Origin of the sequence: Paractinoplanes maris (assembly GCF_023544465.1) — a bacterium.
Taxonomy (GTDB): domain Bacteria; phylum Actinomycetota; class Actinomycetes; order Mycobacteriales; family Micromonosporaceae; genus Actinoplanes; species Actinoplanes maris.
The window spans coordinates 63,519-90,402 of the sequence record NZ_JALPVL010000019.1 but is presented as its reverse complement, the minus strand read 5'-3'; the positions used below and the strand labels follow the sequence as shown (position 1 = coordinate 90,402).

The following is a 26,884-nucleotide window of genomic DNA, read 5'->3' as shown; positions in this document are numbered from 1 at the left end:
CCTGTCGCCTATCCGACTGTCACCGGCTTTCGCACGGCGGCGCTGAGACGCCGGACGGCGAACAGCGGAGCCGTAGTCACCACCAGGTAGAGCAGGCCGGCTCCCAGAACGGCCGTCCGTAGCCCGGCTCCATCCACCGACAGCCCGCCGAGCAACCCACCGGCCGGAATCCCCGCGTACGAGAGAGCGCCGACCACCCCGAGCACGCGCCCGCGCAGCCGGGCCGGAATGCGTTCGTAGCTGACCGCCATCAGGATCGGGTTGACCGCCGAGACCGCCACCCCGGCCCCGAACGCCACGCCGACGATCAGCCACAGCTCATCACTCAGAGCCATGGCGAACAGACGCGGCGACCCGGCGATCAAAAAGCACACCACAAAGGTCGAAGCACGCGGGAGCCGCTCGGCCAGCACCGCGTAGACGGCCGCGCCGAGCACGGCCCCGAGCCCGAAAACTCCGCCGACCAGACCGAAAGCCGCCGGCCCGGCACCCGTCTCGCGCACCCAGACCGGCAGGAAGACCGCCATGTACGCCTGATCGGCCAGGTTGGTGAAGAACAGCATCCCCACCACCATGACGACCAGCCGATCTTGCCGGACGAACGCGAAGCCGGCCGCCACCCCGTCGCCGGTTTGGCCGGCCGGAGTGGCAGCGTCATCGTCGGCCTGCACGGGCCGGATGCGGACCGTGGCCGCCACCGTGGCGGCGCAGAAGGCGAACGAGGCCGCGTCGACCACCAGCACCGCGGCCGGCCCGAACGCCGCGACCAGAACACCACCCAACGGCAGCCCGACCAGCAGCGCCGCCCGTCCGAAGCCGTCGAACAGTGCCGTGGCGCGCGCCATCGGCGTTCCCGAAGCCTCCACCGCGAGCGGAAGCAGGGCCCGCTTGGCGATGTTGCCGCATCCGCTGACCGCCCCGGCGATCGCCACCGCCGCCACCAGCCGCCCGAACGTCAGCTCCCCGAGCAGATGCAACAGCGGGATGGCCCCCACCGCCACCACACTGCCCACATCGGCGGCGATGGCGACCCGCCGCGGACCCGTACGGTCGACCAGCGCACCCCCGAGCATCCCCGCCAGCACAAACGGCAACGTCTGCGCGAGCGCCACCACCCCGACCCGGGTGGCCGAGCCGGTCGTGACCAGCACCAGCCACGGCACCGCGACCGTCGCCACGTGACTGCCGGCCAGCGACACCCCCTCAGCCACCAGCAGCCCCGGCAGCGGACGCATCAGTCGCGCTCCACCATCGGGAGAACCTGCCACTGCACGCTGACCCGCTCCGCGTCATCGCCGGCCGCCGCGGCGTACTCGTCGACCAGCTCCTTGAACCGCCGGCTGAGCTCGACAGCTTGCCGAGGCGAGAGCCGCGGTTGCTCGGTGGCCAGGTAGAACGCGTCCTGCCACCGCTCCGGCAGCACCGCCAGGTCGGTGATCGCGGCTTCCACCCGCTGCGAGTCCGCCGCCGCCACAGCCCGCAGATATCCCTCGGCGGCCCCGTCCGCCGCCCGCCCGACGCCCGGGTCGAGGGTCGTGCGCTGGTGAGCCGCCCGCCACCACCGTTCCCGCCCCGTGCCCAGATCCGGGTCTGCCCAGTGATCAGACCTCTCAAGCCTTGCGGAGCAGCAGATAGCCCTGTGGGCAGGACTCACCGTCCTCCGGGGGGCGGCTGCCTTGGAACACCACGTCGAAGCCCGCGCCGCCCGCCAGGTCCAGCATCTGCCGGGTGGACAGCCAGTAGGAGTCGAACTCCACCCCCAGGCCGGCGGACCGCCCGCTGCGCCGATGCTCACCGTCGCCGTCCTTGAACGCGGTCACCAGGTGACCGCCCGGCCGCAGGACCCGTGCCAGCTCGGCGAATGCCACCGGCCGATCCGGCGGGGCCAGGAAGATCAGCGAATACCAGCACACCACGCCGGCCAGCGAGGCCGCGGGAAACGGCAGGTCGCGCAGGTCGGCCACCTCGAACGGGAACGCCGGGTGGTCGCGCCGGGCGACCTCGACCATCCCGGGCGAGAGGTCGACGCCGCGCGGGGACAGTCCGCGGGAGGCCAGATACGGTTCGAGCCGGCCGGTCCCGCAGCCGACGTCCGCCACCTCGGCCCCCAGCCCGGCGGCGAGCGTCAAGCCGCTGAACAGGTCGAGCATCGCGCGCTCGATCGGCATCGACTCCAGGAGCCCGTTCAGACGTTCCACATAGAAGTCGGCCAGCACGTCGTGCGCCCGGCGTAGTTCCTCGGTCGGCTCATCCATGGCCCCGCACGCTATCGGTTCACCCGCGGCGTGCGAGAGCGTTACCTATGACTCCGACGCCGGGACGCAGATCTTCACCGCTGCGGGAACGACCTTCGCCGAGAACGACTTCGTCTTGCTGCGGGCGCCGCCGTCCAGCTCGTACTCCATCTTGGACTCGAGCTTCACGTCCACCCGCCGGGCCCGGGTGGTCCGGACGAACGGCGAGCTGTCACTGCGCCCCACGGCCATGGTCCCCAGCGCCCGGGCCCATTGCAGGGCACCCTGGGCGGTGGCCACTCCCACGTCCAGCCAGCCGTCGTCCGGCTTGGCGTCGTCGAAGGCCCGGATCCCACCCGTGATCTTGCTGACGTTCCCGATCAGCACACAGCTGGCCTCGTCCTCGAACCACGTGGTCCCGTCGATGGTGATCGACGCCGTGGCCGCCTCGCCGTTCACGTGCCGCAACCCGGCCCACACGTACGCCAGCTTGCCCAGCCGATCCTTGAGCCCGCGGTCCGCGTCCTGGATCATCGCCCCGTCGAACCCGATGCCGGCCATCACGCCGAAGTGCTCACCGTCGAGTTTGCCCAGATCGATGGCCTTGTCCACGCCGTGCAACGCGACCTCGACCGCGTCCTCGAGCGACGACGTCGGGATGCCCAGGTTTGTGGCCAGCAGGTTCCCGGTGCCGGCCGGGATGATGCCCACCGGCACCTTCGTGCCGGACCGCGCCACCACGTCGAGCGAGCGCTGCACCATCCCGTCGCCGCCCCAGACGATCAGACGGTCCGGTTTCCCCTCGAGGGCCGACCGCACCGCCTTGGGCGCCTTCTTGCTCTTGGGCACCTCATACCAGTCCAGGTCCTCGACCTCGGCATCGGTCAGGCGGCGGCGGAGCTCGTCCAGGCCGCCGCCCAGCGTCTTTTTCTGGTGCGCGACAACGGCGATCTTGCGAGGGGTACGCATGCGCTGCGCACTACCCGAACCGCCGGAATCGTAATCAGCTCACCGTTTCGCGCATCCGCTGCTCGGCCGCCGCGCTGCGGATCACCATGAGCCGCAGCTCCAGCTCGTCGGAGACCATCGAGGCCAGGTGCTCGAGTGCCTGGAGCTGCCGGGCCGTCGCCTCCCGCGGCCTGTTGTCGATCACGTTGACCGTCCCCAGGCGGTAACCGTCGTGGGTGCGGATCGGTGCCGCCGCATAGAAGCGGAGCCCCAGGTCACCGCGGACGAGCGGGTGTTCCAGTGTCCGCGGGTCGACGGCCGCGTTGTTGATCACGTAGACGTCGTCCTGGGCGATGACCGACGCGCACAGCCCCGGCTCCTTGCCCACTTCGCGGACCCCGACCAGTCCCTGACAGGCGGCGAGCCACACCCTGTCCTGCTCGACGAGCGACACCGTCGCGATCGGAGTGTTGAAGATCGCCCCCGCCACGAACGCGATCCGGTCGTACGCGTCCTCGACCGGCTGGTCGACCAGCCGGTAGCGGCGGACGGCCTCGAGCCGCGCCTGCTCCTCCGGACCGACGTTGTCCAGATATTCGTACGCGTTCGATGAGACCGGATTGCTGTTGGTCATGGTCGGTGATCCCCCTCACGTTCGGCATGGTCCAGGAGAGCCTAGAAAGGGCATCGGTGTCCTGCAATGCTCTCGATGGGCGAATCGCACTCTCAGTGAAGCCTCAGGTGCGAATGTCGCACAAACTGTCAGTCGTGGGTACATGGGGACGCGTGACTCCTACCGCCGCCGTGATCGGGCAGCTGGCCCGTGACCTCGTCCTCACCGTTGATCGCCTGCCCGATCCTGGCAGTTCGGGCGCCGCCGGCAGCCGCCACGAGCAGCTGGGCGGCAAAGGTGCCAATCAAGCCGTGGCGCTGGCCCAGCTCGGCGTGCGCCCGTCGCTGGTCGCGGTCGCCGGTGACGACGTCATCGGCGATGTGCTGCTGGCCCAGGCCCGGCGGGACGGCATCGACGTCCGCCCGGTGATCCGCCGCCCGGACACGCTGACCGGGCTGATCGTGGAGCTCCTGGAGCCGGGCGGCCATTACCGCTACGTCGAGCACCTGCCGCCGTCGGTGCTGCTAACCGCGGCTGATGTGCGGCGCGCCCGGCAGGTCATCGCCGGGGCGGACGCCGTCCTCGTGCAGTTGCAGCAGCCGGAGGCGGCGACGCTGGCCGCGGCCCGGATCGGCCACGAGGCCGGCAAGCTGGTGGTGCTCGACGGCCAGATCAAGGACAAGACCCTTCTCTCGTACGCCGATGTCGTGCGCGCCGACGAGAAGGAGGCCGGCGGTCTCGGCGAGGACGTGCTCGAGCTCGGCCCCAAGCTGCTCGCGCTGGCCCAGGACGACGGCAACCTGTTCGTGTGGCGGGGCGGCCGGGTCAAGATCCCATTGATCGATGCCGAGGTGGTCGACACCACCGGCGGCGGGGACGCGTTCGTGGCCGGGCTGACCGCCGCGCTGCTGGCCGGTGCGTCGTACGAGGAAGCGGCGCGCAAGGCAACGGCGGCCTCGGGCGCCACTGTCACCCGGGTGAGCGGACGACCGGAGTTGAGCGATGTCTGAAATCGGACCGGCCGAGCCATGGATCGTCCGGGAGATCGGCGCCCCGGACGAACAGGACGGCGCGCTGCTCCAGGGCGAGTCGGTCTTCGCACTGGCCAACGGGCACATCGGCCTGCGGGCCAACCTCGAGGAGCCGCACTGCGGGGGCATGCCCGGCACCTTCCTCAACTCGCTGTTCGAGGAGCGGGACCTGCAGTACCCCGAGGAGGGCTTCGGGTTCCCCGAGGTCACGCAGACGATCGTGAACGGGCCCAACGGCAAGCGGATCGCGCTCTTCGTCGACGGCGAGAGCTTCGATCTGCGTACGGGCGAAGTGCGCAGCCACGAGCGGGTGCTCGACCTGCGGGCCGGCACGCTGACCCGGGAAGTCGAATGGGTCTCGCCGGCCGGGGTGCCGGTGTGGCTGCGCACCGAGCGGCTGGTCTCGTTCCGCCGTCCCTCGGTGGCGGCTGTTCGTTACTCCGTGCGCGCCGAGGCCGAGTTGCGGGTGGAGTCGGATCTGGTGGTCGACGAGGACCTGCCGCCGCCGCGGGAGGACGACCCGCGGGCCAGCGCCATCATCCAGGACCCGTTCGCCCCGGTGTCGCACAACGACGACGTCCTCGTGCTCCGCACCCGGCGCAGCGGTCTGACCGTCGCGGCCGCGGTCACCCACACCGGCGCTCCCGGCGAGGTCTCGGCGGAGCCCGAGCTGATCCGCTGGACGTCCACCGCCCGTGGCGAGATCACCTTCGAGAAGTTCCTGGCCTACCGCTGGCCCGCAGCCGACGAGGTCGTGGCCGATCGCGACGCGGCCGCCCGGGACGGCTTCGACGTGCTGGCGGCCGAGCAACGGGAGTATCTCGACGATTTCTGGGCGGGCGCGGACGTCGAGGTCGACGGCGACCCGGACATCCAGCAGGCGGTCCGCTTCGGACTGTTCCACGTGCTGCAGGCGGGCGCCCAGGCCGGCCCGCATCCGATCCCGGCCAAGGGCCTGACCGGCAACGGGTACGACGGGCACACGCTCTGGGACACCGAGACCTACGTGTTGCGGGCCCTCACCTACACCCATCCCGGCTGCGTCGGCCCCGCGCTGAAGTGGCGGCACAGCACGCTCGGCGACGCCCGCGACCGGGCCCGCGAGCTGGGACTGGACGGCGCGGCTTTCCCGTGGCGGACGATCAGCGGCCCGGAGTGCTCCGGATACTGGCCCGCGGGCACGGCGGCGCTGCACGTCAACGCGGACATCGCCGACGCGGTGCTGCGTTACGAAGCGGCCACCGGCGACGAGGAATTCATGCGGGAGGCCGGCCACGAGATCCTCACCGAGACGGCGAAGCTGTGGAAGTCGGTCGCCTACTTCGACGATGAAGGCGTGGCTCACATCGCGGGCGTGACCGGCCCCGACGAATACACGGCCCTGATGGACGACAACATCTACACCAACCTGATGGCCCAGCGAACCCTGCGGGCGGCCGGGCTCGACGACGAGGCCGGGCGCCTGGCCGACAGCTTGAGCATCCCGTACGCCGAGGGCCGCGACGTCCACGAGCAGGCGGCCGGTTTCACCCGGTTGCCCGAGTGGGATTTCACCGACAACGAGTACCCGCTGATGCTGGGTCACCACTACCTCAACCTGTATCGCAAACAGGTCGTGAAGCAGGCCGATCTGGTGCTGGCGATGATGGTGCGGGGGGATGCGTTCACGGCCGACGAGAAACGTCGCAACTTCGCGTACTACGAGGCCCGGACCGTCCGCGACTCGTCACTGTCGGCGCCGATCCAGGCGGTGCTGGCGGCCGAGCTGGGCCATTTGTCACTGGCCCACGACTACCTGGCCGAGGCCGCGTTGCTCGACCTGCGCGGCGGCGGCGAGTCGGGCGGCGACGGTCTGCACATCGCGGCCTGCGCCGGCGGCTGGATCGCGCTGGTGATGGGGTTCGGCGGCATGCGCGACCACGAGGGCCGCCTGTCGTTCGGCCCGAGGCTGCCACCGGGCCTGCAGCGGCTGGCTTTCCGCCTGCACTGGCGCGGCGCCACGCTGACAGTCACGGTGAAGCGCGACGCCGTCACCTACACCGCCGACGGCGATGTCACCTTCCGCCACGAGGGCAAAGAGGTGCAGGTGCAGGCGGGCGAGGAGCTGACGTTCGCCATCGACCCGATCGGCGACATCCCCGCCCCACCGTCACCCCGCCCACCACGCCGCCACAGTCCACCCGCGTGACGGCCGGCGTCGCGGGCCCGTATGGTGGCCGGCCTCGGGGATCGTGTGGCGGTCGGCCTTGCGTGGTCGTGCGGTGGCTGGCCTCGGGGATCGTGTGGTGGCCGGCGGTGCGGGACCGCGTGACGGCTGGCCTCGGGGATCGTGTGGTGGCCGGCGGTGCGGGACCGCGTGACGGCTGGCCTCGGGGATCGTGTGGTGGCCGGCGGTGCGGGACCGCGTGACGGCTGGCCTCGGGGATCGTGTGGTGGCCGGCGGTGCGGGACCGCGTGACCGCCGGCCTCGGGGGACCGTGTGGTGGCCGGCCTTGCGGGGATCGTGTGGTGGGCGGCGTTGGGGTGCCGTGTGATGTGCCGGCGTTGCACGACCGCTCGGCCGACCGTCGGCCACGCGCCACTGCCGCGTGGTCCCGAGAGTCGCGTCACCGGACCGATTTTACGAATTTCCGCCATGCCCGGTGTGTTGTTGTCCACAGGTACATCGGTTCGCTGTCGTCTGTGGACAAACGGGATCGGGCGTCAGTGGTGGCCCTCGCCGAACTCCTCGGCCCAAACCCGCCAGTTGTCGAGGACCCCGTAGAGCGCGGGGGTCAGCCACCCCGGTGCTGAGCGGCGGAAGACACCCGGATCCATCCGGCCCGCCCCGGCCGGGAGGGCGCCGATCAGGTGGGGGACGAGTTCGCCGAGGTTGGCCCAGTGGACGAGTTCGGGGTCACCGGGCCAGGCGCCGATGACCACGCCCGCCGGGACACCGCGGCGGGCCAGGGCTTCCAGGGTCAGGGCGGTGTGGTTGAGCGTGCCCAAACCGGCCCGGGCCACCACGATCGTGCTGATGCCCAGCGTGGTGGCCAGGTCGGCGACGGTCCAGGACTCGCCCGAGGGTCGGACGCCCATCGGGACCAGCAGGCCGCCCGCGCCCTCGACCAGCACGAGGTCGTGTTTGTCGGCTTCGGCGCGGATGGCGTCGACCACCTCGGAGAGATCCAGCGGCGGCAGCGACGCCACGGTGGCGGCGGCCAGCGGCGCCAGCGGATCAGGATATTCGGCCAGCGTGCGGGTGGTATCCGGGGCGGCCAGGCGGGTGATGACCTCGATGTCGGTGGGCTCACCGGTGGAGATGCCGGTCTGGCCGGGCTTGATCACCGCGACGCGAAGACCGGCCGCCTGCGCCGCCGCGGCCACGGCGGCGGTGACGATGGTCTTACCGACCTCGGTGTCGGTGCCGGTGACCAGGACGACTCCACGCCACTCATCGGTTTCCGGCCGTCTCGGCGCGGGCTGCGCCGACGTCGGAGCTTGAGCAGCGAGCTCGGCCGAGATCTCCGCCCCGAGCGAATCCGCACTGGGCAGGTCATCGACACCGAGGCCGGGGCCCACGGGCGCCGGAGTGGGCACTCCCGGCGCCGGAGACACAGGCGACTCCGGCCGAGGATGACCGGGCACAGGTGTCGCGGGCGCGGGTGTCGCGGGCGCGGGGGAGATGGGTGCCGGCGCATCCGGCACTGGGTGGCCGGGTGCGGGGCAGATCGGCGTCAGGTTGTCCGGCACGAGTGGCTCGGGCACGGGGTGACCGGGCGACGGAGAGACCGGCACGACTCCAGGCGGAATCTCCACCGGGGGTGCGGGCTCCGCCGGTGGGGCGGTGGCCGAGCCGGTGATCCAGACGGGCGCGGAACTCAACGACGCGTCAGCACCGCCGGTCGTGATCGGGAGCGCACGGTCCTCCACATGCCTGGGCAGTCGCACATCACGCGCGGGGACGAAGACTGCCGCGTCGTCTGGGGAAGCGGGGACGTGCGGTCGGTCCACGGACGGAGATGTGTGAGCGGAGGTCGTCGTGCCGCTCACCGGGTGAGTCGTCGAGGTGGGGAGTGTTTCGGGGGCGAAGAGCCCCGCGTCGTCTGCGGAAGCAGGGGACTCGGGTCGGTCCACGGTCTGCGGTGTGTGAGCGGAGGTCGTGCCGCTTGTCGGGTGAGGCGTCGGGGTGGGGTGTGGTTCGGCGGCGAAGAGCGCTGAGTCGTCGAACTGAGGTGCGTGAATGGGGGGCGCCGCGTCGTCTGCGGAAGGGGGGAACTCGGGGCGGTCCATGAACAGAGGTGTGTAAGTGGGCATCGCCGGGCCGGCGCTCGGGTGGGGCGTGGAGGTGTGGAGCGCGAGGTGAGGTTCGTCCGCGGGCTGGTGAGGCGTTGCCGGGAGCGGCGGTGTGGTGAGGGATCCGAGAGCGTGGGGAGTCGCTGTGGTGAGGGGCCGGTCGATCGGCGCGTTGAGGGGGGCCGCCGCTGGGCTGAGGGTGAAGAGCCTGGCAGTGGCGGTGAGGACGACATTGGCGTGGGGGAGGCGGCCCAGGACCTCGTGGAGGTGGGGTGAGGCCGCGTCTCGGCGGGTCATGGGGCGCACTCCACGATGGCGTCCAGGGCTCGGGCGAAGTTGATGTCGGTGACACCCGCATTCAGGGTCAGGCGCAGCCGGGAGCTGCCGTCGGGGGTGGACGGTGGGCGGAAGCAGCCGACGGCCACCCCGCGGTCGCGGCAGTCCTCGGCCCAGGCCAGCGCCGCCTCGGGGCCGGGCGCCAGCACCGACAGCACGCCCGCGGTGGGGGCCGAGACCTCCAGGCCGGCCTCCCGCAGGCGGGTGACGGTCAGCTCGGCGCGTGCCGACAGCAGGGCCCGGCGGTCGTCGGCGGACCGGGCGATCCGGAGGGCCTCGTGGACGCCGGCGGCCACCGCGGGCGGCAGCGCGGTGTCGTAGATGAACGTGCGGCCGGTCTCGATCAGGTGCCGGACGAACTGGGCGGGGCCCGCGACCACGCCGCCCGCGCCGCCCAGTGACTTGGACAGGGTGGCGGTGACGATCACGTCGGGCCGGCCGGCCAGACCGGCATCGGCCACCCCGCCGGCGCCGGACGGGCCGAGCAGGCCGAGCGCGTGCGCGTCGTCGACCAGCAGCAGCGCGCCGCGGGCGTGGGTCACCTCGTGAAGCTCGGCCAGCGGCGCCAGATCACCGTCGACCGAGAACACCGACTCGGTGACCACCAGCGCCCGCTGATCGGGGTGGGCGTCGATGATCTCGGCCACACCGGCCGGCGAGTTGTGCGGCGCGACCACCGTGCGGACGCCCGAGATCTTGCAGCCGTCGATCAGCGAGGCGTGGTTGCAGGCGTCGGAGACGATCAGGTCACACACCGCCGCGAGGCTGCGGACGGCGGCCAGGTTGGCCAGGTAGCCCGAGGAGAACACGAGCGCCGCCGGCGTGCCCAGCCAGGCCGCCAGGTCGGACTCGAGCAGCTCATGGGCCGACGTCGATCCGCGCACCAGGCGCGAACCGGTCGCTCCCAGCCCGTACGCCGCAAGGGCCCGAGCGGAAGCCTCGACCACCGCTGGATGGGCGGCCAGGCCGAGATAGTCGTTGCCGGCCAGATCGACGACGGAGTCGGCGGCCGAGCGGGGCCGCAACCGACGGGTCAGCCCCGCCTTGGCCCGGCTCGCCGCCAGAACCTCCAGCGAATCCGACCAGCTCGACTCCGACCAGCTCGCCACGACACCTCCAGCCCTCTCGAAGGCGATCACGAGAATGGGAAACTACCACCCACCTCCGACAGTCCCACCGCCCAAGAACGGACCCGGCCCTTGTTAGGGTGCGGGGCATGTCAGAGATCCTCGACCGGGCGCGTGCCCAGGTGCTCACCGACGGCGTCGGCCTCGACGAGGCGCAGATCCTCGAGGTGCTGCGGTCGCCGGACGACGATCTCCCGGAGCTGCTGCAGCTCGCCCATGACGTCCGGATGAAGTGGTGCGGTCCCGAGGTCGAGGTCGAGGGCATCGTCTCCCTCAAGACCGGCGGCTGCCCCGAGGACTGTCACTTCTGCTCGCAGTCGGGCCTGTTCGCCTCGCCGGTGCGCTCGGTCTGGCTCGACATCCCGTCCCTGGTCGAGGCGGCCAAGCAGACCGCGGCCACCGGAGCGACCGAGTTCTGCATCGTGGCCGCCGTCCGGGGCCCCGACAAGCGGCTGATGGACCAGATGCGCGAGGGCGTCAAGGCGATCCGGGCCGAGGTCGACATCCAGGTCGCGGCCAGCCTCGGCATGCTCAGCCAGGAGCAGGTCGACGACCTGGTCGAGATGGGTGTGCACCGCTACAACCACAACCTCGAGACCTGCCAGTCGCACTTCCCCAACGTGGTGACCACGCACACGTGGGAGGAGCGCTGGGGCACGCTCAAGATGGTGCGCGAGTCCGGCATGGAGGTCTGCTGCGGCGGCATCCTGGGCCTGGGCGAGTCGCTGGCTCAGCGGGCCGAGTTCGCGGCCCAGCTGGCTCAGCTCGACCCGCACGAGGTGCCGATGAACTTCCTCAACCCGCGGCCGGGCACGCCGCTGGGCGACCAGCCGGTCGTGGAGGGCAAGGACGCGTTGCGCGCCATCGCCGCCTTCCGGCTGGCGATGCCGCGCACGATTCTGCGATTCGCCGGCGGCCGCGAGATCACCCTGGGCGACCTGGGTACGCGGGACGGGCTCCTGGGCGGGATCAACGCGGTGATCGTCGGCAACTACCTGACGACGCTGGGCCGCCCGGCCACGGCCGACCTCGAGCTGCTGCAGGACCTGAAGATGCCGGTCAAGGCCCTGTCGGCCACCATCTGATGTTCTGCGACCGGTGCGGCGAGCCGGCCGCCCAGGGCGACCACCGCGGGTGTGACGCGGCGCGCGCCCTGGAGCCGCCACGCTACTGCCCCGACTGCCGCCGGCGGATGAAGGTGCAGGTCGTGCCCACCGGGTGGACCGCCACCTGTGTGGAGCACGGCACCCGTACGTCCTAGCCGAGGGTGGCCGGGGTCTCCTGACCGGCTGGGCTGCGGCCGGCGATCGGCAGGGTCACGCTGACCAGCGTGCCGTCGCGGTCGATGGGCCCGCCGCCGAGCCGGCGCAGCGTGCGGAGCATCGCCACGTTGTCGGCCGCGGTGTGCGCGATCAGGGCCGAGAAGTGAGCCTGCTCGGCGTACGCGTAGAGCCGGCGCAGCATCGCCGTGCCGAGGCCCCGGCGCTGCCAGTCGTCGTCGACCAGCATCGCCACCTCGCCCAGGTCACCCTCGGTCAGCAGGTTGGCCATCGCCACCACGCGGTCGCCGGCCACGGCCAGCAGCGTGCGGCCGCCGCCGACCGGCTCGATCAGCCGGGCCAGCCGCGCGTCGGTGGGGATGCCACTGCCCAGATAACGGCGCTGCAGGGAGGCGGCGGAACCGCGGGCATGCAGATCGCGTACGCCGTCGAGGTCGTCCATCGTCGCGGTCCGGAGCACCACCTCGACGCCGTCGGGAAGCAGCAGCGTCGTCCGCTCGTCGTGCCGGCGCAGCATCGCGCCGGACAGCTCGACCAGGGCCTGCGCCCGCGCATACTCAGCCGGGGTGAACGCCGGGACCGAGCGCAGCACCTCGAACGCGCCGCCGGCCGGGTCGGCCAGGGTCATCCGCGCGGCGTCGTAGCCGGGGCGGCCGGTCAGCGGCTCGGGACGCCAGCGCACCTCGGTCGCGTCGAGCAGGGTGACCAGCGCCTCGGCCAGCGTGTCGGGCTCGTGCACCAGCCGGCCGGCCAGCGCGAGCGCCCGGGTCGGCTGGTCGACCAGGCCCTGCGCCTCGGCCCGGGCCACGAACGCGTCACGGCCGCGGCCCTTGGCGATCGCGCCGAGCAGCTCGGTCTCGGTCATCGAGTCGGGCGCGTCGACGAGGAAGTCGTCGACCGCGCCGGCCTCGGTCGTGTGCACCTGGACAGCGAGAATGTTGACCGACCGCAGGGCGAGGCTTGCGGTCAGAACGGAAAGATAGCCCGGTCGGTCGTCGACCGTGGCCCGGATCCGCCACAGCGCCATGAAGGCACTCCTTTCGGCGAGTCACCTACAGCTTTGCCGTCTTCAATCCTCCACCGCCGCTGTTAAGCAGACATTGCTTGAGCTGGGAATTCACAGAGAGTCGAATCACAGGGCGGACGGCACGGCGGCGTCCAGGCGGTCGCCCAGGATCACCGCGGCCGCGCGGACCAGCTGGGCCACCCGGTCGACCTCGGTGATGTGGAAGGCGGCCGCGGGCAGTTCGTCCTCATCCGTACGGGCCACCACGAGCACCAGCCCGGCCCGGCCGAACGGGGCGATCGCGTAACGCGTGCTCTCGGGGCCGATCAGGGGCCGCGCCCGCAGTGGGGTGATCTGGGGCAGCTGCAGCGGGGTCGGGGCCCGCCAGCTCGCATAGGCGATGGTGGGCTCGGAATCGAGCGTCCGGGGAGCGTCGGCCCGCGCGGCCCAGTCGGCCGGCACGAACGCGGCGGCCGCCCAGTCGGCGGCGAGCAGGCCGGGCACCGCGTCGACCAGCGTGGCCAGGCCGTCGGCCGGGTTCGCGGCGACCTGGGCCAGCAGCTCGGCGTCGTGGCCACCGGAGACGGGGGCGCCGATCGCCTTCCACACGCCGTCGACCTGCACCCCGGGGATCGCGGCGAGACCGGCGAGCAGTCGCTCGACCCGGGCCGCGCCCGGCCACACGACGGAGAAATCGTCGACGGCCCGGCCGCCGAGGCGTTCCAGCACGACCACCTGCACGATGTCGGCTCCGGCGACGCCCAGCGTGCGAGCCACCTGACCCAGCGCGCCCGGACGGTCGGGCAGGGTGACTCGAACCCGCAGCAACATGCGACTCCTCCCGATCTGCGGACGGCACGGCGAACCGTCCCCGTAGGCGTCCAGCCTGCCAATTCGGCGTTTCGCCGGGGTTGCGGCGCCGTGTCCGGCACCCGCGTATGTCGGGGATCACACCAGCGTACGAGCGGTATGGTCAAGCCGTGATCTGTGAGGCCTGCCGGGAGCGGCGGCACGACAAATGCCGCGGCGGTTCCTGGTGCGACTGCCAGCACCGGCCCGTCGAGCCGATCCCGCCGGTGACCGGGCCGCCCGGCCCGTGACCGGGTTCCCCGCGTGGCCGTCCTCGGCCGATGGCCTGGTCGAGCTGTATCCGCGAAATCCGGCCCCTACGCTGCGGGTCAACTTCATCGCCAGTGCCGACGGCGCGGTCACCGTCGACGGGCTCTCCGGGGGCCTGCACGGCCCGGGCGACAAAGAGATCTTCGACTCGCTGCGGATGGTCTGCGACGCGTTGGTGGTCGCTGCCGGGACCGTACGGGCGGAGAACTACGACGCGTTGCGCCTGACCCCCGCCGCGCGCGAATGGCGGCTGGCCCACGGTCTGCCCGAGTTCCCGCTGATGGTGATCGTCTCGGGCTCGCTCAACCTCGACCCGGACCAGCTGGTCTTCTCGGACGCGCCGATCCGCCCGATCGTGGTGACGACGACCCGCGCCGACCCCTCGGCCCTGACCGGAGTGGCCGACGTGATCGTGGCCGGTGACGACCAGGTCGACTGCGCCGCGGCGGTCCGCGAGCTGCACGCCCGGGGCGCGACCCAGTTGCTCTCCGAGGGCGGCCCGCAGTTGTTCGGCGCCCTGCTCGACGCCGATCTGGTCGACGAGCTGTGCCTGACGGTCTCACCGCTGCTGGTCGGCGGCGGCCCCGGCCGCATCTCGTCCGGAGCCGTCACCGATCCGCGGCCGATGTCCCTGCGTCACGTCCTGACGCTCGAGAACATGCTTTTCCTCCGCTACACCCGTCAGGGCACCTGACCGGCCTCGTCGACGACCGCTACCTGCAGCAACGCGGTCCATCCGATCACCGCGCCCTTCGGATAAGGCGAGGTCTCGCCGGTGGTGGCGACCTGGCGCTCGCCGAGGAAGCGGTAGGTGCCGGAATCGAAGATCAGGTCGTGCCGGAGACCGTCGTCGCCGGTGCGGGAGACGGCGATGCCCCGGCGGCCGGCCAGGTCGGCCTGGCGGACCACTTCCGTGCCCGGGATGGTCGCCGCCGCCTCGAACATCGCCGCCACCGACGCCGGTGACACGTACTGCTCCCGCAGCGTGTCGGCCACCGTGTCGAAAGCCCGCACATCGTCGCCGCTGCCGCCGGTCGGGTCGCGATAGAGCCAATCGCGCATGGCAACCGGCTCGGTCGGCAGCCGGCTCTCATAGGCGCGGCCGGCCTCGGACCCGGGCAGCGGCGTGTCGGGCGTGCCGCCTTGCCGCACGAGGCCGTCCCGGCTGCCGTCGACCGACACCCAGATCCGGCGGTCCTGCTCCACCGGTGGCAGATAGACCGCCGCGCCCGACCCGGCATCCTGCGTGACCACGCCTCGGGCGACTCGGCTGTGGGCGTAGACGAATTGATCGGGCCTCGCCGCCAGGTCCGGAGACCGGCGGGCCTCGGCAGCGGCCAGGCGTAGCACCTGGGCCGCCCCGGGGCCGGGGTCCGGGCGGCGGACCGGCACGAGCACCACAACCGCCGCAACCACCGCCGTCAGGGTCGCCGCGAAGGCGGGGAGGGCGGAGCGGATGCGCTTGCGGGCGCTGTGCAAGCGGGAGCGGACGGTGCCGATCGGGATGTCGAGCGCCTCGGCCACCTCGGGATAGCTGAGCTGGGCCTGGCTCACCAGGGTCAGCACCTCGCGTTCGCCGGCGGTGAGCCGGGCCAGCGCGCCGGCCAGGGCCCGGACGTGCTCGGCCGCGGTGACTTGGGCCGGCACGCTGTCCTCCGGGCCGGCCAGGGCGGGGTCGACGCCGGTGCGGGCCAGCGCGCGGTACTGCCGGATCTCGGATCGCTGGTGGCCGCGGAGCAGGTTGGCCGCTATGCCGTAGAGCCACGGCAGGGCGTCGGGCCGGCTCAGGTCGTACGTCGCCCGGCTCGTGAACGCGGTGAGGAACGTCTCGGCCGTGAGGTCGTCGGCCGGTGTGGTGCCGGCCCGCCGGGAGAGGTAGCGGTGGATCGCCGCGGCGTGCCGGTCGAACACGGCACCGAACGCTTCGGGGTCGGTGGTCGAGAGCCGCATGAGGTCGCCGTCGGTGAGTGCGGGCCTGGTGGCCGTGGGTCTCATGCGGGCCCTTTCGCATGGGTGGAGGGGCGTCACTCTGCCTTTGGCCGATCGGCTCACATCGGTTCGTTTGTGGGCGCGCCTCCGTCGCCTCGGCAAGATCTTGTGGATAACTCTGTGTATGACCACCAGAAGTTGTGGACAACGCGTGCCAACAGACGCCTGGTGTGGGTTCTGTCGTACCCCTGGTGCACGATGATCGGCGTGTCAGACGATGCTGTGCTTCCCCGCGGCGGAAAACAAAATGACAAATCGGGCGATGACCCCGTCGGCCGCGTGCTCGGCACTGCCGATGCCACGCCGCTGCAGTTCTGGACGGCCGTGACCCCGGGCAGCTACCTGCAGCTCGATGATGTCGTGGTCACCAAGCGCGATCTGCCCGACCGCGAACCGGTCACGATCGCCGGCGTGGTGACCCAGGTGCGGGCGCGGCACGAGGGCGCCCAGTTCGACTCGGACGTCTTCGCCATCGCCGAGGGCACGTTGCCCGCCCTGGTGCAGGAGGCGGCCGAGATCACCACCACCCGGGTCGACCCCGAGCTCTACGTGCCGCCCGCCCCGGGCGCGATCGTCCACCGGGCGACCGGTGAGGCCCGCGACGCCGCGCTGCACTTCGACCGCATGGAGCGGCGCATCCCGATGGGCACCGGCCGCGACGGCGTGCCGGTCTTCCTCAACGCCGACTTCCTCGACGGCACCCGCGGCGCCCACGTGTCGATCTCCGGCATCTCCGGCGTGGCCACCAAGACCAGCTTCGCGACCTTCCTGCTCTACTCGGTCTTCCGCTCGGGCCAGCTCGGGGCCGACGGCGCCAACGCCCGCGCGCTGATCTTCAACGTCAAGGGTGAGGACCTGCTCTTCCTCGACCACCCCAACACCAAGCTCGACGAGCCCACCCGGGCCAATTACAAGCTGCTCGAGCTGCCGGCGACCCCCTTCTCCGACGTACGGGTCTATGCCCCGCCCCGGGCGGGCGACTCGTCCGGCTCGCCCGATGTCAGCAGCCGGCTCACCGGGGTCGACGCGTTCTATTGGACGCTCGAGGAATTCTGCGACAAGCGCCTGCTGCCGTACGTGTTCGCCGACGCCGACGACGAGCGCCAGCAGTACACGATGGTCGTCCACTCGGTGACCGCCCACCTCAACCGCTACGCCGTGCCGGCCGAGGGTGGCATCAGCATCGACGGCCGGCGCATCGGCTCGTACGGGGATCTGGTCGACCACATCGTCGAGCAGCTCACCGATGACGAGACCCGCTCCACCTGGGCCGGCAGCGCGATCAACATGGGCACGGTCAACGCGTTCGCCCGCCGCCTGATCGGCAGCAAGCGCGACCTGGCCCGGCTGATCCGCGGCGACCTGGCCCAGCGCCGGCCCCACCAGATCAAGACGGCCGAGTCGGCCCAGGTCACCGTGGTCGACCTGCACAACCTGCCGGACCGCGCCCAGCGGTTCGTGGTCGGTGTGACGCTCAAGACCGAGTTCGAGGAGAAGGAGAAGGCCGGCACCGGCCGCCCGCTGCTCTTCGTCGTGCTCGACGAGCTCAACAAGTACGCCCCGCGCGAGGGCACCTCGCCGATCAAGGAGGTGCTGCTCGACATCGCCGAGCGTGGGCGGTCGCTCGGGGTCATCCTGATCGGTGCCCAGCAGACCGCGAGCGAGGTCGAGCGCCGCATCGTGACCAACTCGGCGATCCGAGTGGTCGGCCGGCTCGACCCGGCCGAGGCGGCCCGCCCGGAGTACGGTTTCCTCCCGCCGGCCATGCGTCAGCGCGCCCTGCTGGCCCGGCCGGGCACCATGTTCGTCAACCAGCCCGACATCCCGGTGCCGCTCTGTGTGGAGTTCCCGTTCCCGGCCTGGGCCACCCGCAAGTCCGAGTCCGGCCCGCCGCCCGCCGAGACGATGAAATCGATCGTCCAGGGCGCCGACCCGTTCGCCGTCGTGGGCACCCGCGGCGGTTCGTCCGACGACGACATCCCGTTCTGAGGTCTCCCCATGCGCATCCTGCACACGTCCGACTGGCACGTCGGCAAGGTTCTCAAGGGCCGCGGCCGGCATGAGGAACACATTCGCGTGCTGGCCCAGGTGGTCGAGATCGCCCGGGCCGAGCAGCCCGACCTGGTGATCATCGCCGGTGACCTCTACGACACCGCGGCCCCCACGGCCGACGCGACGCGGGTGGTCACCCGTGCGCTGTCCGCGCTGCAGAAGACGGGCGCGACGGTGGTCGCCATCGGCGGCAACCACGACAACGGGCCCGCCCTCGATGCCCTGCGCCCGTGGGCCGAGGCGGCCGGCATCGTGTTGCGCGGCTCGGTCCGCGACAACGCCGACGAGCTGCTGATCAAAGGCGAGACCGCCGGCGGCGAGAAATGGCAGCTGGTGACGCTGCCGTTCCTCTCCCAGCGGTACGCGATCCGGGCCGCCGAGATGTACGAGCTGACCGCGGCCGAGGCCAATCAGACGTACGCCGACCACATCGCCCGGCTGATCGAGCGGCTCAGCGACCAGTTCGACCAGCCCGGCGTGGTCAATCTGCTGACCGCCCACCTGACCATCGTCGGGGCCTCGGCCGGCGGCGGTGAGCGCGAGGCCCACACGATCATGGGGTACGCGGTGCCGGCCACGGTCTTCCCGCGCAACGCCCACTACGTGGCGCTCGGCCACCTCCACCGCGCCCAGCAGGTGATCGCCCCCTGCCCGACCCGATACAGCGGCAGCCCGCTCGCGGTCGACTTCGGCGAGGAGGAGAACGTGTCCTCGGTGGCGATCGTCGACGTCGCCACCGACAAGGCGGCCCGGGTGCGCGACGTGCCGATCAGCTCGGCGATCGCGCTGCGCACGGTGCGCGGCACCCTCGAACAGCTCGCGACGGTGAACCTTCCGGATGCCTGGCTGCGTGTCCTGGTGCGCGAGAAGCCACGGGTCGGCCTCCGCGAGGACGTGCAGGAGTTGCTGCCCAACGCCCTCGAGGTGCGCATCGACCCCGAGATGATGCCGCAGCGGGCAGGGGAGCGGATGGCACAGCGAGCCGGTCGGTCACCACGCGAGCTCTTCGGTGACTACCTGGACAGTCGCGAGAACGCCGAGGACGGCGTCCGCGAGCTCTTCGACGAGTTGTACGACGAGGTGAGTTCCAGCTCATGAGACCTATCAGGTTGGACATGGCCGGGTTCACGGTCTTCCGGGACGAGACCACCGTCGACTTCACCGATGCCGACTACTTCGCGCTGGTCGGGCCGACCGGCTCGGGCAAGTCGACGGTTCTCGATGCGATCACGTTCGCGCTCTACGGCACCGTCCCGCGCTGGGGTGGCACCCGCGGCATCGGCAACGCGCTGGCTCCCTCGGCCACCGAGGCCCGGGTGCGGCTGGTCTTCGAGTCGGCCGGCGACCGCTATGTGGCCACCCGCGTCGTGCGGCGCGACGGCCGCGGCAACGTCAAGACCGCGGGCGCCGGGCTTCAGCTCATGCCGACCGGGTTCGACGTGTCCAAGCTCGACACCGGCATGGATCTCGACGACCTGGGCGAGGTGCTGGCCGGCACCCCAGCCGAGATGGACGGGGCGGTGCTCGACGCCGTCGGCCTGCCGTTCGAGCAGTTCACCAGCTGTGTCGTGCTGCCGCAGGGCCAGTTCGCCGATTTCCTGCACGCCAAGCCGGCCACCCGGCAGCAGATCCTGGTCAACCTGCTCGGCCTGCACGTCTACGAAGAGGTGCAGACCCGGGCCACCGGCCGGTCCCAGACCGCCGAGGGCAAGCTGGCCGTGGTCGACCAGAGCCTGGCCGGGCTGGCCGACGCCACCGACGAGGCGGTCGAGGGGGCCGAGCAGCACGTCGCCCGCATGCGCGAGCTGACCGCCGCCGTCGAGCAGGCCGTCCCCGGGCTGCGGGCCAAGCGCGCCGCCGAGGCCGAGGCCGCCTCCGCCCGCGATGCGCTGAACGCCGAGGTGCGGCTGCTCTCCTCCGTCCGTACGCCCGCGGGAAGCGTGGAAACGGCCGGCGTGACCGCCGCGGCGAGAGCGACCGCCGCCGAGACCGCCGATGAAGTGCGCGCCGCGGAGGAGAAGGAGGAAAAGATCCGGGGTGAGCTCGCCGCGGCCGGCGACGCCGGGTCGCTCAATCTGATGCTCGACCGGCAGGCCGAGCTGGAGAAGCTGATCGGGCAGGCCGAGTGGTTCGCGGGCGAGGTGTCCGTGGCCGAGGTGGAACACAAGGACGCCGCGGCCTCGGCCGAGATCGCCCACAGCGCCCACCTCGGCGCGATCCAGCTGCTCGAGCAGGCGCGGCTCGACTACACCGAGGCGCAGCGCATCGACCGGGCCGCCGCCCTGCGCGCCCACCTGGCCGCCGGCGACCACTGCCCGGTGTGCGAGCAGACCGTGACCACGGTGCCGCCGGTGCCCGAGGAGTCCGCCGTGCGGGCGGCCGAGACCACCGGCAAGGCCGCCCGGGCTGCCGCCGAGATCGCCGAGAAGGCCTGGCAGCAGAAGGACGCGATCGCCCGCAAGCTCGAGAGCAACCTGGAACGCAAGCGCGCGCAGCACGAGCACCACCTGTCGCGGCTGGCCGAGGCGCGGCTGGCCGTGGCCGAGGCGCCCGGTGCCGACGCGCTGCGCCGGCAGCTGGGCGAGATCGAGAGGCTGCAGAAGCTGCTCGACCGGGCGGGCGCGGCCGTGCGCACGGCCCGGTCGGCCAACCGGCAGGCGCAGGCCGCGGTGATCGCCGCCGAGGAGCGCCAGCGCTCCGCCTGGCGCGAGTTCGACACCGTCCGCGATCAGGTCGCGCGCTTCTCGCCGCCGCCCGCCGACCGCGAAGACCTGGCCGGCGCGTGGGCCCTGCTGGTCTCGTGGGCCGCCGGGCTGGCCGTCGAACGCGCCACCGCCCGCGACGAGGCCGAGCAGTCGGTGGCCGCGGCCCACCGGGTGACCGTCGCGGCCCTGCACGAGATCGGGACGCTCTTCACCGCGGCCGGGGTGGCCACGCCCGCCTCCGAGGAGGACGCTCTGATCCGCGCGGCCGCCGTCACCGCCGAACGCTCCGAGGCGGCCCTGCGGCGGCTGGTCGACCGGCGCCAACAGGCTCACGAGCTGACTGAGCAGCGGATGTCGCTGCAACGCGAGATGCGGGTGGCCAAGGCCCTGGCCGGGCACCTGCGGGCCAACAACTTCGAGCGGTGGCTGCTCGAGGAGGCGCTCGACCTGCTCGTCGACGGGGCGTCCCGGATCCTGCGTGAGCTGACCGGCGGGCAGTACGACCTGATCCACGACAAGGGCGAGTTCTCCGTGATCGACCATCACGACGCCGGGCTGCGGCGCGGCGTGCGCACGCTCTCCGGCGGCGAGACGTTCCAGGCCTCGCTGGCCTTGGCGCTCGCCCTCTCCGAGCAGCTGGCCGGCATGTCGACCACGGCCGCCAGCCTGGAGTCGATCGTGCTCGACGAGGGCTTCGGCACACTCGACGCGGCCACCCTCGACGTGGTCGCGGCCACGCTCGAGAATCTGGCCGCCCGCGGTGACCGGATGGTCGGCGTGGTGACCCATGTCAACGCACTGGCCGAGCGGGTGCCGGTGCGCTTCGAGGTGCACAAGGACGCGCGGACCGCGCACGTGACGAGGGTGGGCCTTTGACAAACATGTTCGTGGACGCGTGGGACCCGTCGTACGGCTCGTCGTTCGAGGGTGGGGGCGACGGCGGGGACGGACCGGCCTCGCCCAGCAGCGCCCAGGTCGACACCGACGTCGAGGTGCCCGCGGCCGAGTGGGCCCCGATCGACGTGTCCTCGTCGGTGCGCTGCCCCGACGTGGTCTTCCTGGTCGACGGCGTCCGGCGCAACGACGCGGGACTGTGGACGGCCGAGGAGGATGGCACGTCCTATGCGGGGCTCGCCGCCTCGTACGCGGCCGGGGTGGTCCGGTGCGACCTGGCCCGGGGCGTGGCCGAGCTGGTCGGCGCGCGGGTCGGCCGGGGGTTGTTCACCGCGAGCCCGACAGCGGCCGATGTGCAGGCCGGGTCGGTGCGCTACGAGGTGCACCGCATTCACGGCACGGGCGAGGCGAGCAAGCTGCCGGCCGCGGTGCAGGGCCCGCTGACCGCGCTCGAGATCGACATCTCGGCCACCGCCCGCGACGCCAGTTCGGACGGCCGCGACCTGCTGGTGGTGGACGGGCCGCTGCGTAACCGGCGGCAGCTGCCGCGCACGATCGGGTATGTCAAGACGCAGCAGAAGCAGTACCTCCCGGCCGCGCTGACCGCGGTGGTGACGTCGTTGCGGCCCAGCCAGCGCACGCCGGTCTTCCACCTGGGCACGGTGTGGGGTGGCTGGTCGTGGTATCTGCGCCTGCCCGGCGCGTCCGGGGCGCCCTGGTCGGGCATCGTGCGGGTCGAGTGCTCACCCGACCTGACCCCCGGCGAGGCGATCGAGCTGGCCGAGGTCTCCGGGGCCACGCTCCCGCGGTTCGCCTCGTCGGCCTACAAGGACCCGCGCGCCCCGCAGAACCTGGTGCCGATCGCCGGGCTCGAGCGTCGGTTGCGCGGACTGCTGGGGGATTCGCGGGTGCTGCACCGGGCGCTGACCCAGGCCACCGCCCGGGCTCGCCTCAACTAGCGGCCGTCCTCAGGAGCGACGCCACCAGTGCCCGGGTGGCCGCCGGGCCGGGCGGCGTGCGCTCGCGGTCCGCGAAGACCAGGTGCGCCGTGCCGACCAGGGTGAGCGCCAGGGTCGGGACGTCGGCGCCGGCCGGCACCCGGTGCTCGGCCTGCTCGGCGGTCAGGTAGGCGGCGAGCACGGCGGTCGCCTCGGCCAGCAGGGGAAGCCCGGGTGGGCGGCCGTCCCGGCTCAGCCGGGCCCGCACGTCGTCGCGCGCGATGATCAGGCTGATCAGGCCGAGGCCGACGGGATCGAAGACACCGGCCAGGGCGTCGGCGATGTTCTCGTCGACCGGGCCCGAGCCGGCGGTCTCCCGCATGGTCGCGCCCCAGGCCTCGAGGGCGGCGATGCGCCGGCGCACGAGCTCGGCCAGGAAGTCGTCGAAGTCCGCGAAGTGCCGGTGCAGGACGCCCTTGGCGCAGCCGGCCTCGGCGGTCACGGCGCGGCTGGTCAGCGCGGTGGGGCCGGCGCGCAGGAGGACCCGCTCGGCGGCGTCGAACAGTTGCTGGCGTACGTCGCGCAGCGCCACTCCGGTCGGCACCCCGTCAGCCTCGCACATCGACAGGTGGGCGCTTGCCCATTAAAGTGGGCGCATGCCCACTTCAGCTTCCTCGGACGCCTTCCGGCATCGGCGGGTGGCCGAGTCGTTCGGCGTCGACGCCGCCCGGTACGACCGTGCCCGCCCCCGCTATCCCGATGAGCTGATCGGGCGCATCGCCCGCTTCGCGCCCGGTCACCCCGCCGTTCTCGATGTCGGCATCGGCACCGGCATCGTCGCCCGCCAGCTGCGGGTGGCAGGCTGCCACGTGCTGGGGGTCGAGCCCGACCCGCGGATGGCGGCCTTCGCCCGGGCGGACGGCTTCGACGTCGAGGTGGCGACCTTCGAGGAGTGGGAGCCGGCCGGCCGGTCGTTCGACGTGGTGGTGGCCGGGCAGACCTGGCACTGGGTCGATCCGGTGGCCGGCGCGGCCAAGGCGGCGTCAGTGGTGCGGCCCGGCGGTCGGCTGGCGCTCTTCTGGAACGCGGGACAGCCCTCGCCGCCGGCGGCCCGGGCCTTCGGCGACGTCTTCGAGCGGCTGATGCCGGACAGCCCGATGACCCAGGCCTATCGCGGCTCGGTCTCGGCGGCGCAGGGTTATGCCGCCTTCCTCGACCGGGCCGAGGAGGGCCTGCGGGCGACCGGGGCGTTCGCCGGCTTCGACCGCTGGGCCTTCGAGTGGGAGCAGGTCTGCACCCGGGCCGAGTGGCTCGACCAGCTGCCCACCCAGGGTCTGTTCACCACACTGCCCGCCGAGGAGCTGTCCGCCCTGGTCGCCGCCATGGGCGTGGCCGTCGACGGGCTCGGCGGCAGCTTCCCGATGCGGTTCACCACGCTGGCCACCGTGGCGACCAGGCAGTGACTCGCGCGCCAGATCACGCAGATCCGCCGAATCGGGATTCTTAGGGCGGGTGGCCCGCGAAACACCCGGTTGGCCGTCAGACGTCCCCCGAACGGGCAAGACGCGGGCCGCAGATCGATTGGGAGCGCTCCCACATTCCGGGACGTGAACGCTGTGCTTCGGCTTGCCTACTTAGCGGTAATGCCGCACTGCCAGTGCGTCAGTCCTGCTCAACTGCGTATTTCATGGGGCCGGTGGGGCTGAGTATTATTCGGCTGCCCAGGCAGTCATATCGGTGCAGATCGATGAATTCAGATCGCTCGGCCGATGCGCCTCGTGACCCCCCAACATGACGCCGGAGGATCGTTTGAGACCGCTCCCGGAAATTTCCCCGCCCGCATTGATCCCGAGGGCTGTCCCCAGCCGTATCTCAGGCGACGGGGAAAGTTCCAGGTGGAGGTATCGATGCATGCGGTGGCCGATCTCCGGCTGGCGCCAGGCGGGGTGCGCCTGATGACTCAGCAGCATTCCGGTGGACGGTGGCAGTCACTCGACGGAGGCCGTAGTGCGGGCGATGGTGGTTCGGTGATTCCCAAGCAGGCGCCGCGGCACGAGGCCGCGACCCCGGGCGGCGCGACTCACGAGGACACTTTGGTCAAGATGCTCTATGAGGAGCATGCCGGGCCACTTCTGATGTTCGTGCTTCGCCTGACCGGCGGTGACCGGCAGCGCGCCGAGGACATCGTGCAGGAGACCCTGCTCCGGGCCTGGCGCAACGCGCACCGGCTCGGCGCTCAGGGGCAGCAGTCGCTGCGCCCGTGGCTGGTGACCGTCGCGCGGCGCATCGCGATCGACGACCACCGCAGTGCCAGCGCGCGGCCGGCCGAGACCTACGACCGCGAGCTGGAGAGCTTCCCCAGCCAGGCCGACGACACCGACCGCGTCCTGCAGTCGATGACCGTCTCCGACGCGCTGCGCGAGCTCAGCCAGTCGCACCGCGAGATTCTGATCGAGACGTACTTCCGGGGCCGCACGGTGCCGGAGGCGGCGGAGAAGCTCAACCTTCCGTTGGGTACCGCCAAGTCACGGGTGTATTACGCTCTGCGTGCGTTGCGGACCGCATTGCAGCAGCGGGGGGTGACCGAATGACAACCCAAGAGGACCACTTCGACGTCGCGTCGTACGCCCTGGGCGTGCTCGACGAGCGGGACGCCGCGCGCTTCGAGGACCACCTCATCGAGTGCTCGCGCTGTGCCTACGAGCTCGAGTCCTTCGTCGAGGTGGCCGACCTGCTGGCCGACGTCGACGCCAACGGGGTGATCGCGGCCGAGGAGACCCGGCGCGACGGCTTCATGCTGCAGAAGGTGATCGGCGAGGCCTCTCGCGAGCGCCACCGGGCCAACAGCCGGCGGCTCTACTCGCTGGCCGCCGCCGTGGTCGTCTTCGCGATGCTCTCGATCGGCGCGTTCTTCGTCGGCGGTCAGGTGCTCGGCGACCAGGGCGACCCGGCGACGACCAACGTCGCCCAGCGCGACGACAGCCAGCTCGACCCGTTGCCCAACACGGCGGACGGGGGCCCGGGCATCGGTGGTCCCGACCTGACCGGTGAGCGCTTCGACGGCACCGACCCGCGCAGCGGTGTCGCGGCCTCGGTCGCGTTCGAGAAGAAGACGTTCGGCACCCAGATCTCGTTCGCCATCTCCAACATCTCCGGGCCCAAGGAGTGCCGCCTGGTCGCCGTCCACACCGACGGTACGACCGAGCCACTCGTCTCGTGGCAGGTCGGCGACAAGGGGTGGGGCACGGCCGCCAACAGTGAGCCGCTGCTGCTGCAGGCGACCACGGCCACGCCGCGCGACAAGATCGCCCACGTGCAGGTCCAGGAGATCACCGCGAACGGCGCCGGCGAGACGCTGGTTCGCGTTCCGTAACCGCTCCCGTACGCAAGAAGGATCCCGGCCGATCGGCCGGGATCCTTTCTTTTTCCTTAGAGAAGCAGCTCCCGTAGGGGTGGCCCAAAACTCGGAAATTGATCGGGACTTTCTTCAACCGCCACGACCCGGCCCGCGTACTACAGCCCGGAAACGCTCGACGAAGAAAGACCCTGGAGGGCACGTGCTACCGGAGAAGCGAAAGTTGATGGTCGTCGGCGCCGCAATCGCCGCGGCGTTCGCAGTGACCGGCTGCGCCCCGGCGGGATACGGCGGTGCCGACTACGGCGACGCCGCTGAGCCCGCTTCGGACAACGTGGCGGCCACGGCCGGCGCGACCGCCGACCCGGCTGCCACGAGCGCTCCCGAGGCCGACCCCGACGCCACGGCGCCGCCGGCCGCCGCGGACGCCGCTCCCGAGCTCAGCGAGGAAGAGGCGACCACCAAGCTGACCGGCACCAAGGTGGCCCGGATGGGCAAGGTCGTGACGAACGACGAGGGCTTCGTCCTCTATCGCTTCGACAACGACGGCAACAAGCCGGCCAAGTCGAACTGCGTCGGCGACTGCGCCGAGACCTGGCCGCCCTCGCTGACCAACGACGGCAAGCCGACCCTCAAGGGCGTCGACTCGAAGCTCGTCGGCACGGTCACCCGGGCCGACGGCAGCAAGCAGCTGACCCTCAAGGGCTGGCCGCTCTACACCTACATCGGTGACAAGAAGCCCGGTAACTGGAAGGGCCAGAACGTCAACGGCACCTGGTTCGTGATTCAGCCCGACGGTGCCAAGAACCTGACCTGCCTGCCCAAGGTGTCCAAGCCGGTCGCCCCGCCCGCCGACGATTCCGCGGGCGATTCCGGTGCCGATTCCGGTGACGCCGGCGGCACCGGCAGTGACTACAGCTACTGATCCCGCAGTCCCCGTAATCGCCCCATCCGGAGGTTGAGAACAAATGCTTACCGCTTC

24 protein-coding genes are annotated in these 26,884 nt (G+C 71.7%); 13 read left to right on the top strand and 11 right to left on the bottom strand.

The features are described 5' to 3' along the window. Nucleotides 1-8: 8 nt before the first annotated feature. The 5 genes from NAG42_RS42120 to NAG42_RS42100 form a co-directional block, all read right to left on the bottom strand. Nucleotides 9-1,235 (bottom strand): MFS transporter, encoded by a 1,227-nt coding sequence (locus tag NAG42_RS42120; RefSeq protein ID WP_250038140.1) that lies wholly within the window; start codon nucleotides 1,233-1,235, stop codon nucleotides 9-11. Further along, the gene (locus NAG42_RS42115; RefSeq protein WP_250038139.1) at nucleotides 1,235-1,474 is read right to left on the bottom strand and encodes a hypothetical protein; all 240 of its coding nucleotides are present in this window, start codon (nucleotides 1,472-1,474) and stop codon (nucleotides 1,235-1,237) included. The genes NAG42_RS42120 and NAG42_RS42115 overlap by 1 nt, the downstream gene beginning before the upstream one ends. A gap of 136 nt (nucleotides 1,475-1,610) precedes the next feature. Further along, the gene (locus NAG42_RS42110; protein ID WP_250038138.1) at nucleotides 1,611-2,255 is read right to left on the bottom strand and encodes a class I SAM-dependent methyltransferase; all 645 of its coding nucleotides are present in this window, start codon (nucleotides 2,253-2,255) and stop codon (nucleotides 1,611-1,613) included. Nucleotides 2,256-2,300: 45 nt separating this feature from the next. Next, complete coding sequence (locus tag NAG42_RS42105; protein WP_250038137.1) at nucleotides 2,301-3,203, bottom strand: diacylglycerol/lipid kinase family protein; 903 nt, start codon at nucleotides 3,201-3,203, stop codon at nucleotides 2,301-2,303. 34 nt (nucleotides 3,204-3,237) lie between these two features. Further along, complete coding sequence (locus NAG42_RS42100; RefSeq protein WP_250038136.1) at nucleotides 3,238-3,816, bottom strand: GAF domain-containing protein; 579 nt, start codon at nucleotides 3,814-3,816, stop codon at nucleotides 3,238-3,240. Between the two features lie 152 nt (nucleotides 3,817-3,968). Here NAG42_RS42100 and NAG42_RS42095 point away from each other — a divergent pair, with 152 nt between their 5' ends. Both NAG42_RS42095 and NAG42_RS42090 read left to right on the top strand, forming a co-directional pair. Then, the gene (locus NAG42_RS42095; RefSeq protein WP_250038135.1) at nucleotides 3,969-4,805 is read left to right on the top strand and encodes a PfkB family carbohydrate kinase; all 837 of its coding nucleotides are present in this window, start codon (nucleotides 3,969-3,971) and stop codon (nucleotides 4,803-4,805) included. After that, nucleotides 4,798-7,014 carry a glycoside hydrolase family 65 protein gene (locus NAG42_RS42090; RefSeq protein WP_250038134.1) on the top strand — a complete coding sequence of 739 codons (2,217 nt, stop codon included), beginning with the start codon at nucleotides 4,798-4,800 and terminating at the stop codon, nucleotides 7,012-7,014. Before NAG42_RS42095 ends, NAG42_RS42090 begins: the two co-directional genes overlap by 8 nt. A gap of 515 nt (nucleotides 7,015-7,529) precedes the next feature. Here the strand turns inward: NAG42_RS42090 and bioD are convergent. Beyond that, nucleotides 7,530-8,243 (bottom strand): dethiobiotin synthase, encoded by a 714-nt coding sequence (bioD, locus tag NAG42_RS42085; RefSeq protein WP_250038200.1) that lies wholly within the window; start codon nucleotides 8,241-8,243, stop codon nucleotides 7,530-7,532. Nucleotides 8,244-9,394: 1,151 nt separating this feature from the next. Beyond that, nucleotides 9,395-10,546, bottom strand: coding sequence for an 8-amino-7-oxononanoate synthase (locus NAG42_RS42080; protein WP_250038133.1), 1,152 nt, complete (start codon nucleotides 10,544-10,546; stop codon nucleotides 9,395-9,397). Between the two features lie 107 nt (nucleotides 10,547-10,653). On the opposite strand from NAG42_RS42080, the gene bioB reads away from it, so the two are divergent. Beyond that, a complete protein-coding gene (gene bioB, locus NAG42_RS42075; RefSeq protein ID WP_250038132.1) occupies nucleotides 10,654-11,649 on the top strand; it encodes a biotin synthase BioB in 996 nt (331 codons plus the stop codon). Beyond that, nucleotides 11,649-11,825: a biotin synthase auxiliary protein BsaP gene (bsaP, locus tag NAG42_RS42070; RefSeq protein WP_250038131.1), complete on the top strand. Its 177-nt coding sequence runs from the start codon at nucleotides 11,649-11,651 to the stop codon at nucleotides 11,823-11,825. The genes bioB and bsaP overlap by 1 nt, the downstream gene beginning before the upstream one ends. Here the strand turns inward: bsaP and NAG42_RS42065 are convergent. Then, the gene (locus NAG42_RS42065; protein WP_250038130.1) at nucleotides 11,822-12,871 is read right to left on the bottom strand and encodes a GNAT family N-acetyltransferase; all 1,050 of its coding nucleotides are present in this window, start codon (nucleotides 12,869-12,871) and stop codon (nucleotides 11,822-11,824) included. The two genes, bsaP and NAG42_RS42065, sit on opposite strands and share 4 nt — an antisense overlap. A gap of 105 nt (nucleotides 12,872-12,976) precedes the next feature. After that, the gene (locus NAG42_RS42060) at nucleotides 12,977-13,681 is read right to left on the bottom strand and encodes an ACT domain-containing protein (protein WP_250038129.1); all 705 of its coding nucleotides are present in this window, start codon (nucleotides 13,679-13,681) and stop codon (nucleotides 12,977-12,979) included. 202 nt (nucleotides 13,682-13,883) lie between these two features. On the opposite strand from NAG42_RS42060, the gene NAG42_RS42055 reads away from it, so the two are divergent. Further along, nucleotides 13,884-14,663, top strand: coding sequence for a pyrimidine reductase family protein (locus tag NAG42_RS42055; RefSeq protein WP_250038199.1), 780 nt, complete (start codon nucleotides 13,884-13,886; stop codon nucleotides 14,661-14,663). On the opposite strand, the gene NAG42_RS42050 is transcribed toward NAG42_RS42055, so the two are convergent. Then, nucleotides 14,651-15,964, bottom strand: coding sequence for a CU044_5270 family protein (locus NAG42_RS42050; RefSeq protein ID WP_250038128.1), 1,314 nt, complete (start codon nucleotides 15,962-15,964; stop codon nucleotides 14,651-14,653). The two genes, NAG42_RS42055 and NAG42_RS42050, sit on opposite strands and share 13 nt — an antisense overlap. Before the next feature lie 192 nt (nucleotides 15,965-16,156). Between NAG42_RS42050 and NAG42_RS42045 the strand changes: the two genes are divergently transcribed. The 4 genes from NAG42_RS42045 to NAG42_RS42030 are packed head-to-tail and all read left to right on the top strand — an operon-like array spanning nucleotide 16,157 to nucleotide 22,568. Further along, nucleotides 16,157-17,947, top strand: a complete 1,791-nt coding sequence (locus NAG42_RS42045; protein ID WP_250038127.1) for an ATP-binding protein — start codon at nucleotides 16,157-16,159, stop codon at nucleotides 17,945-17,947. A 9-nt stretch (nucleotides 17,948-17,956) separates the two neighbouring features. After that, a complete protein-coding gene (locus NAG42_RS42040) occupies nucleotides 17,957-19,108 on the top strand; it encodes an exonuclease SbcCD subunit D (protein WP_250038126.1) in 1,152 nt (383 codons plus the stop codon). Then, nucleotides 19,105-21,591, top strand: coding sequence for an AAA family ATPase (locus NAG42_RS42035; RefSeq protein ID WP_250038125.1), 2,487 nt, complete (start codon nucleotides 19,105-19,107; stop codon nucleotides 21,589-21,591). The genes NAG42_RS42040 and NAG42_RS42035 overlap by 4 nt, the downstream gene beginning before the upstream one ends. Continuing rightward, nucleotides 21,588-22,568, top strand: coding sequence for a hypothetical protein (locus NAG42_RS42030; RefSeq protein ID WP_250038124.1), 981 nt, complete (start codon nucleotides 21,588-21,590; stop codon nucleotides 22,566-22,568). The genes NAG42_RS42035 and NAG42_RS42030 overlap by 4 nt, the downstream gene beginning before the upstream one ends. Here NAG42_RS42030 and NAG42_RS42025 read toward each other — a convergent pair. Then, a complete protein-coding gene (locus NAG42_RS42025; protein WP_250038123.1) occupies nucleotides 22,561-23,151 on the bottom strand; it encodes a TetR/AcrR family transcriptional regulator in 591 nt (196 codons plus the stop codon). The two genes, NAG42_RS42030 and NAG42_RS42025, sit on opposite strands and share 8 nt — an antisense overlap. A 52-nt stretch (nucleotides 23,152-23,203) precedes the next feature. Between NAG42_RS42025 and NAG42_RS42020 the strand changes: the two genes are divergently transcribed. The 4 genes from NAG42_RS42020 to NAG42_RS42005 all read left to right on the top strand — a co-directional run bounded on the left by NAG42_RS42020 (nucleotide 23,204) and on the right by NAG42_RS42005 (nucleotide 26,827). After that, nucleotides 23,204-24,010 carry a class I SAM-dependent methyltransferase gene (locus NAG42_RS42020; RefSeq protein WP_250038122.1) on the top strand — a complete coding sequence of 269 codons (807 nt, stop codon included), beginning with the start codon at nucleotides 23,204-23,206 and terminating at the stop codon, nucleotides 24,008-24,010. A 444-nt stretch (nucleotides 24,011-24,454) separates the two neighbouring features. Beyond that, nucleotides 24,455-25,138, top strand: a complete 684-nt coding sequence (locus tag NAG42_RS42015; RefSeq protein WP_284046686.1) for a sigma-70 family RNA polymerase sigma factor — start codon at nucleotides 24,455-24,457, stop codon at nucleotides 25,136-25,138. Next, a complete protein-coding gene (locus NAG42_RS42010) occupies nucleotides 25,135-25,920 on the top strand; it encodes an anti-sigma factor family protein (protein WP_250038121.1) in 786 nt (261 codons plus the stop codon). Before NAG42_RS42015 ends, NAG42_RS42010 begins: the two co-directional genes overlap by 4 nt. A 208-nt stretch (nucleotides 25,921-26,128) precedes the next feature. Further along, the gene (locus NAG42_RS42005; RefSeq protein ID WP_250038197.1) at nucleotides 26,129-26,827 is read left to right on the top strand and encodes a COG4315 family predicted lipoprotein; all 699 of its coding nucleotides are present in this window, start codon (nucleotides 26,129-26,131) and stop codon (nucleotides 26,825-26,827) included. Nucleotides 26,828-26,884: the final 57 nt, after the last annotated feature.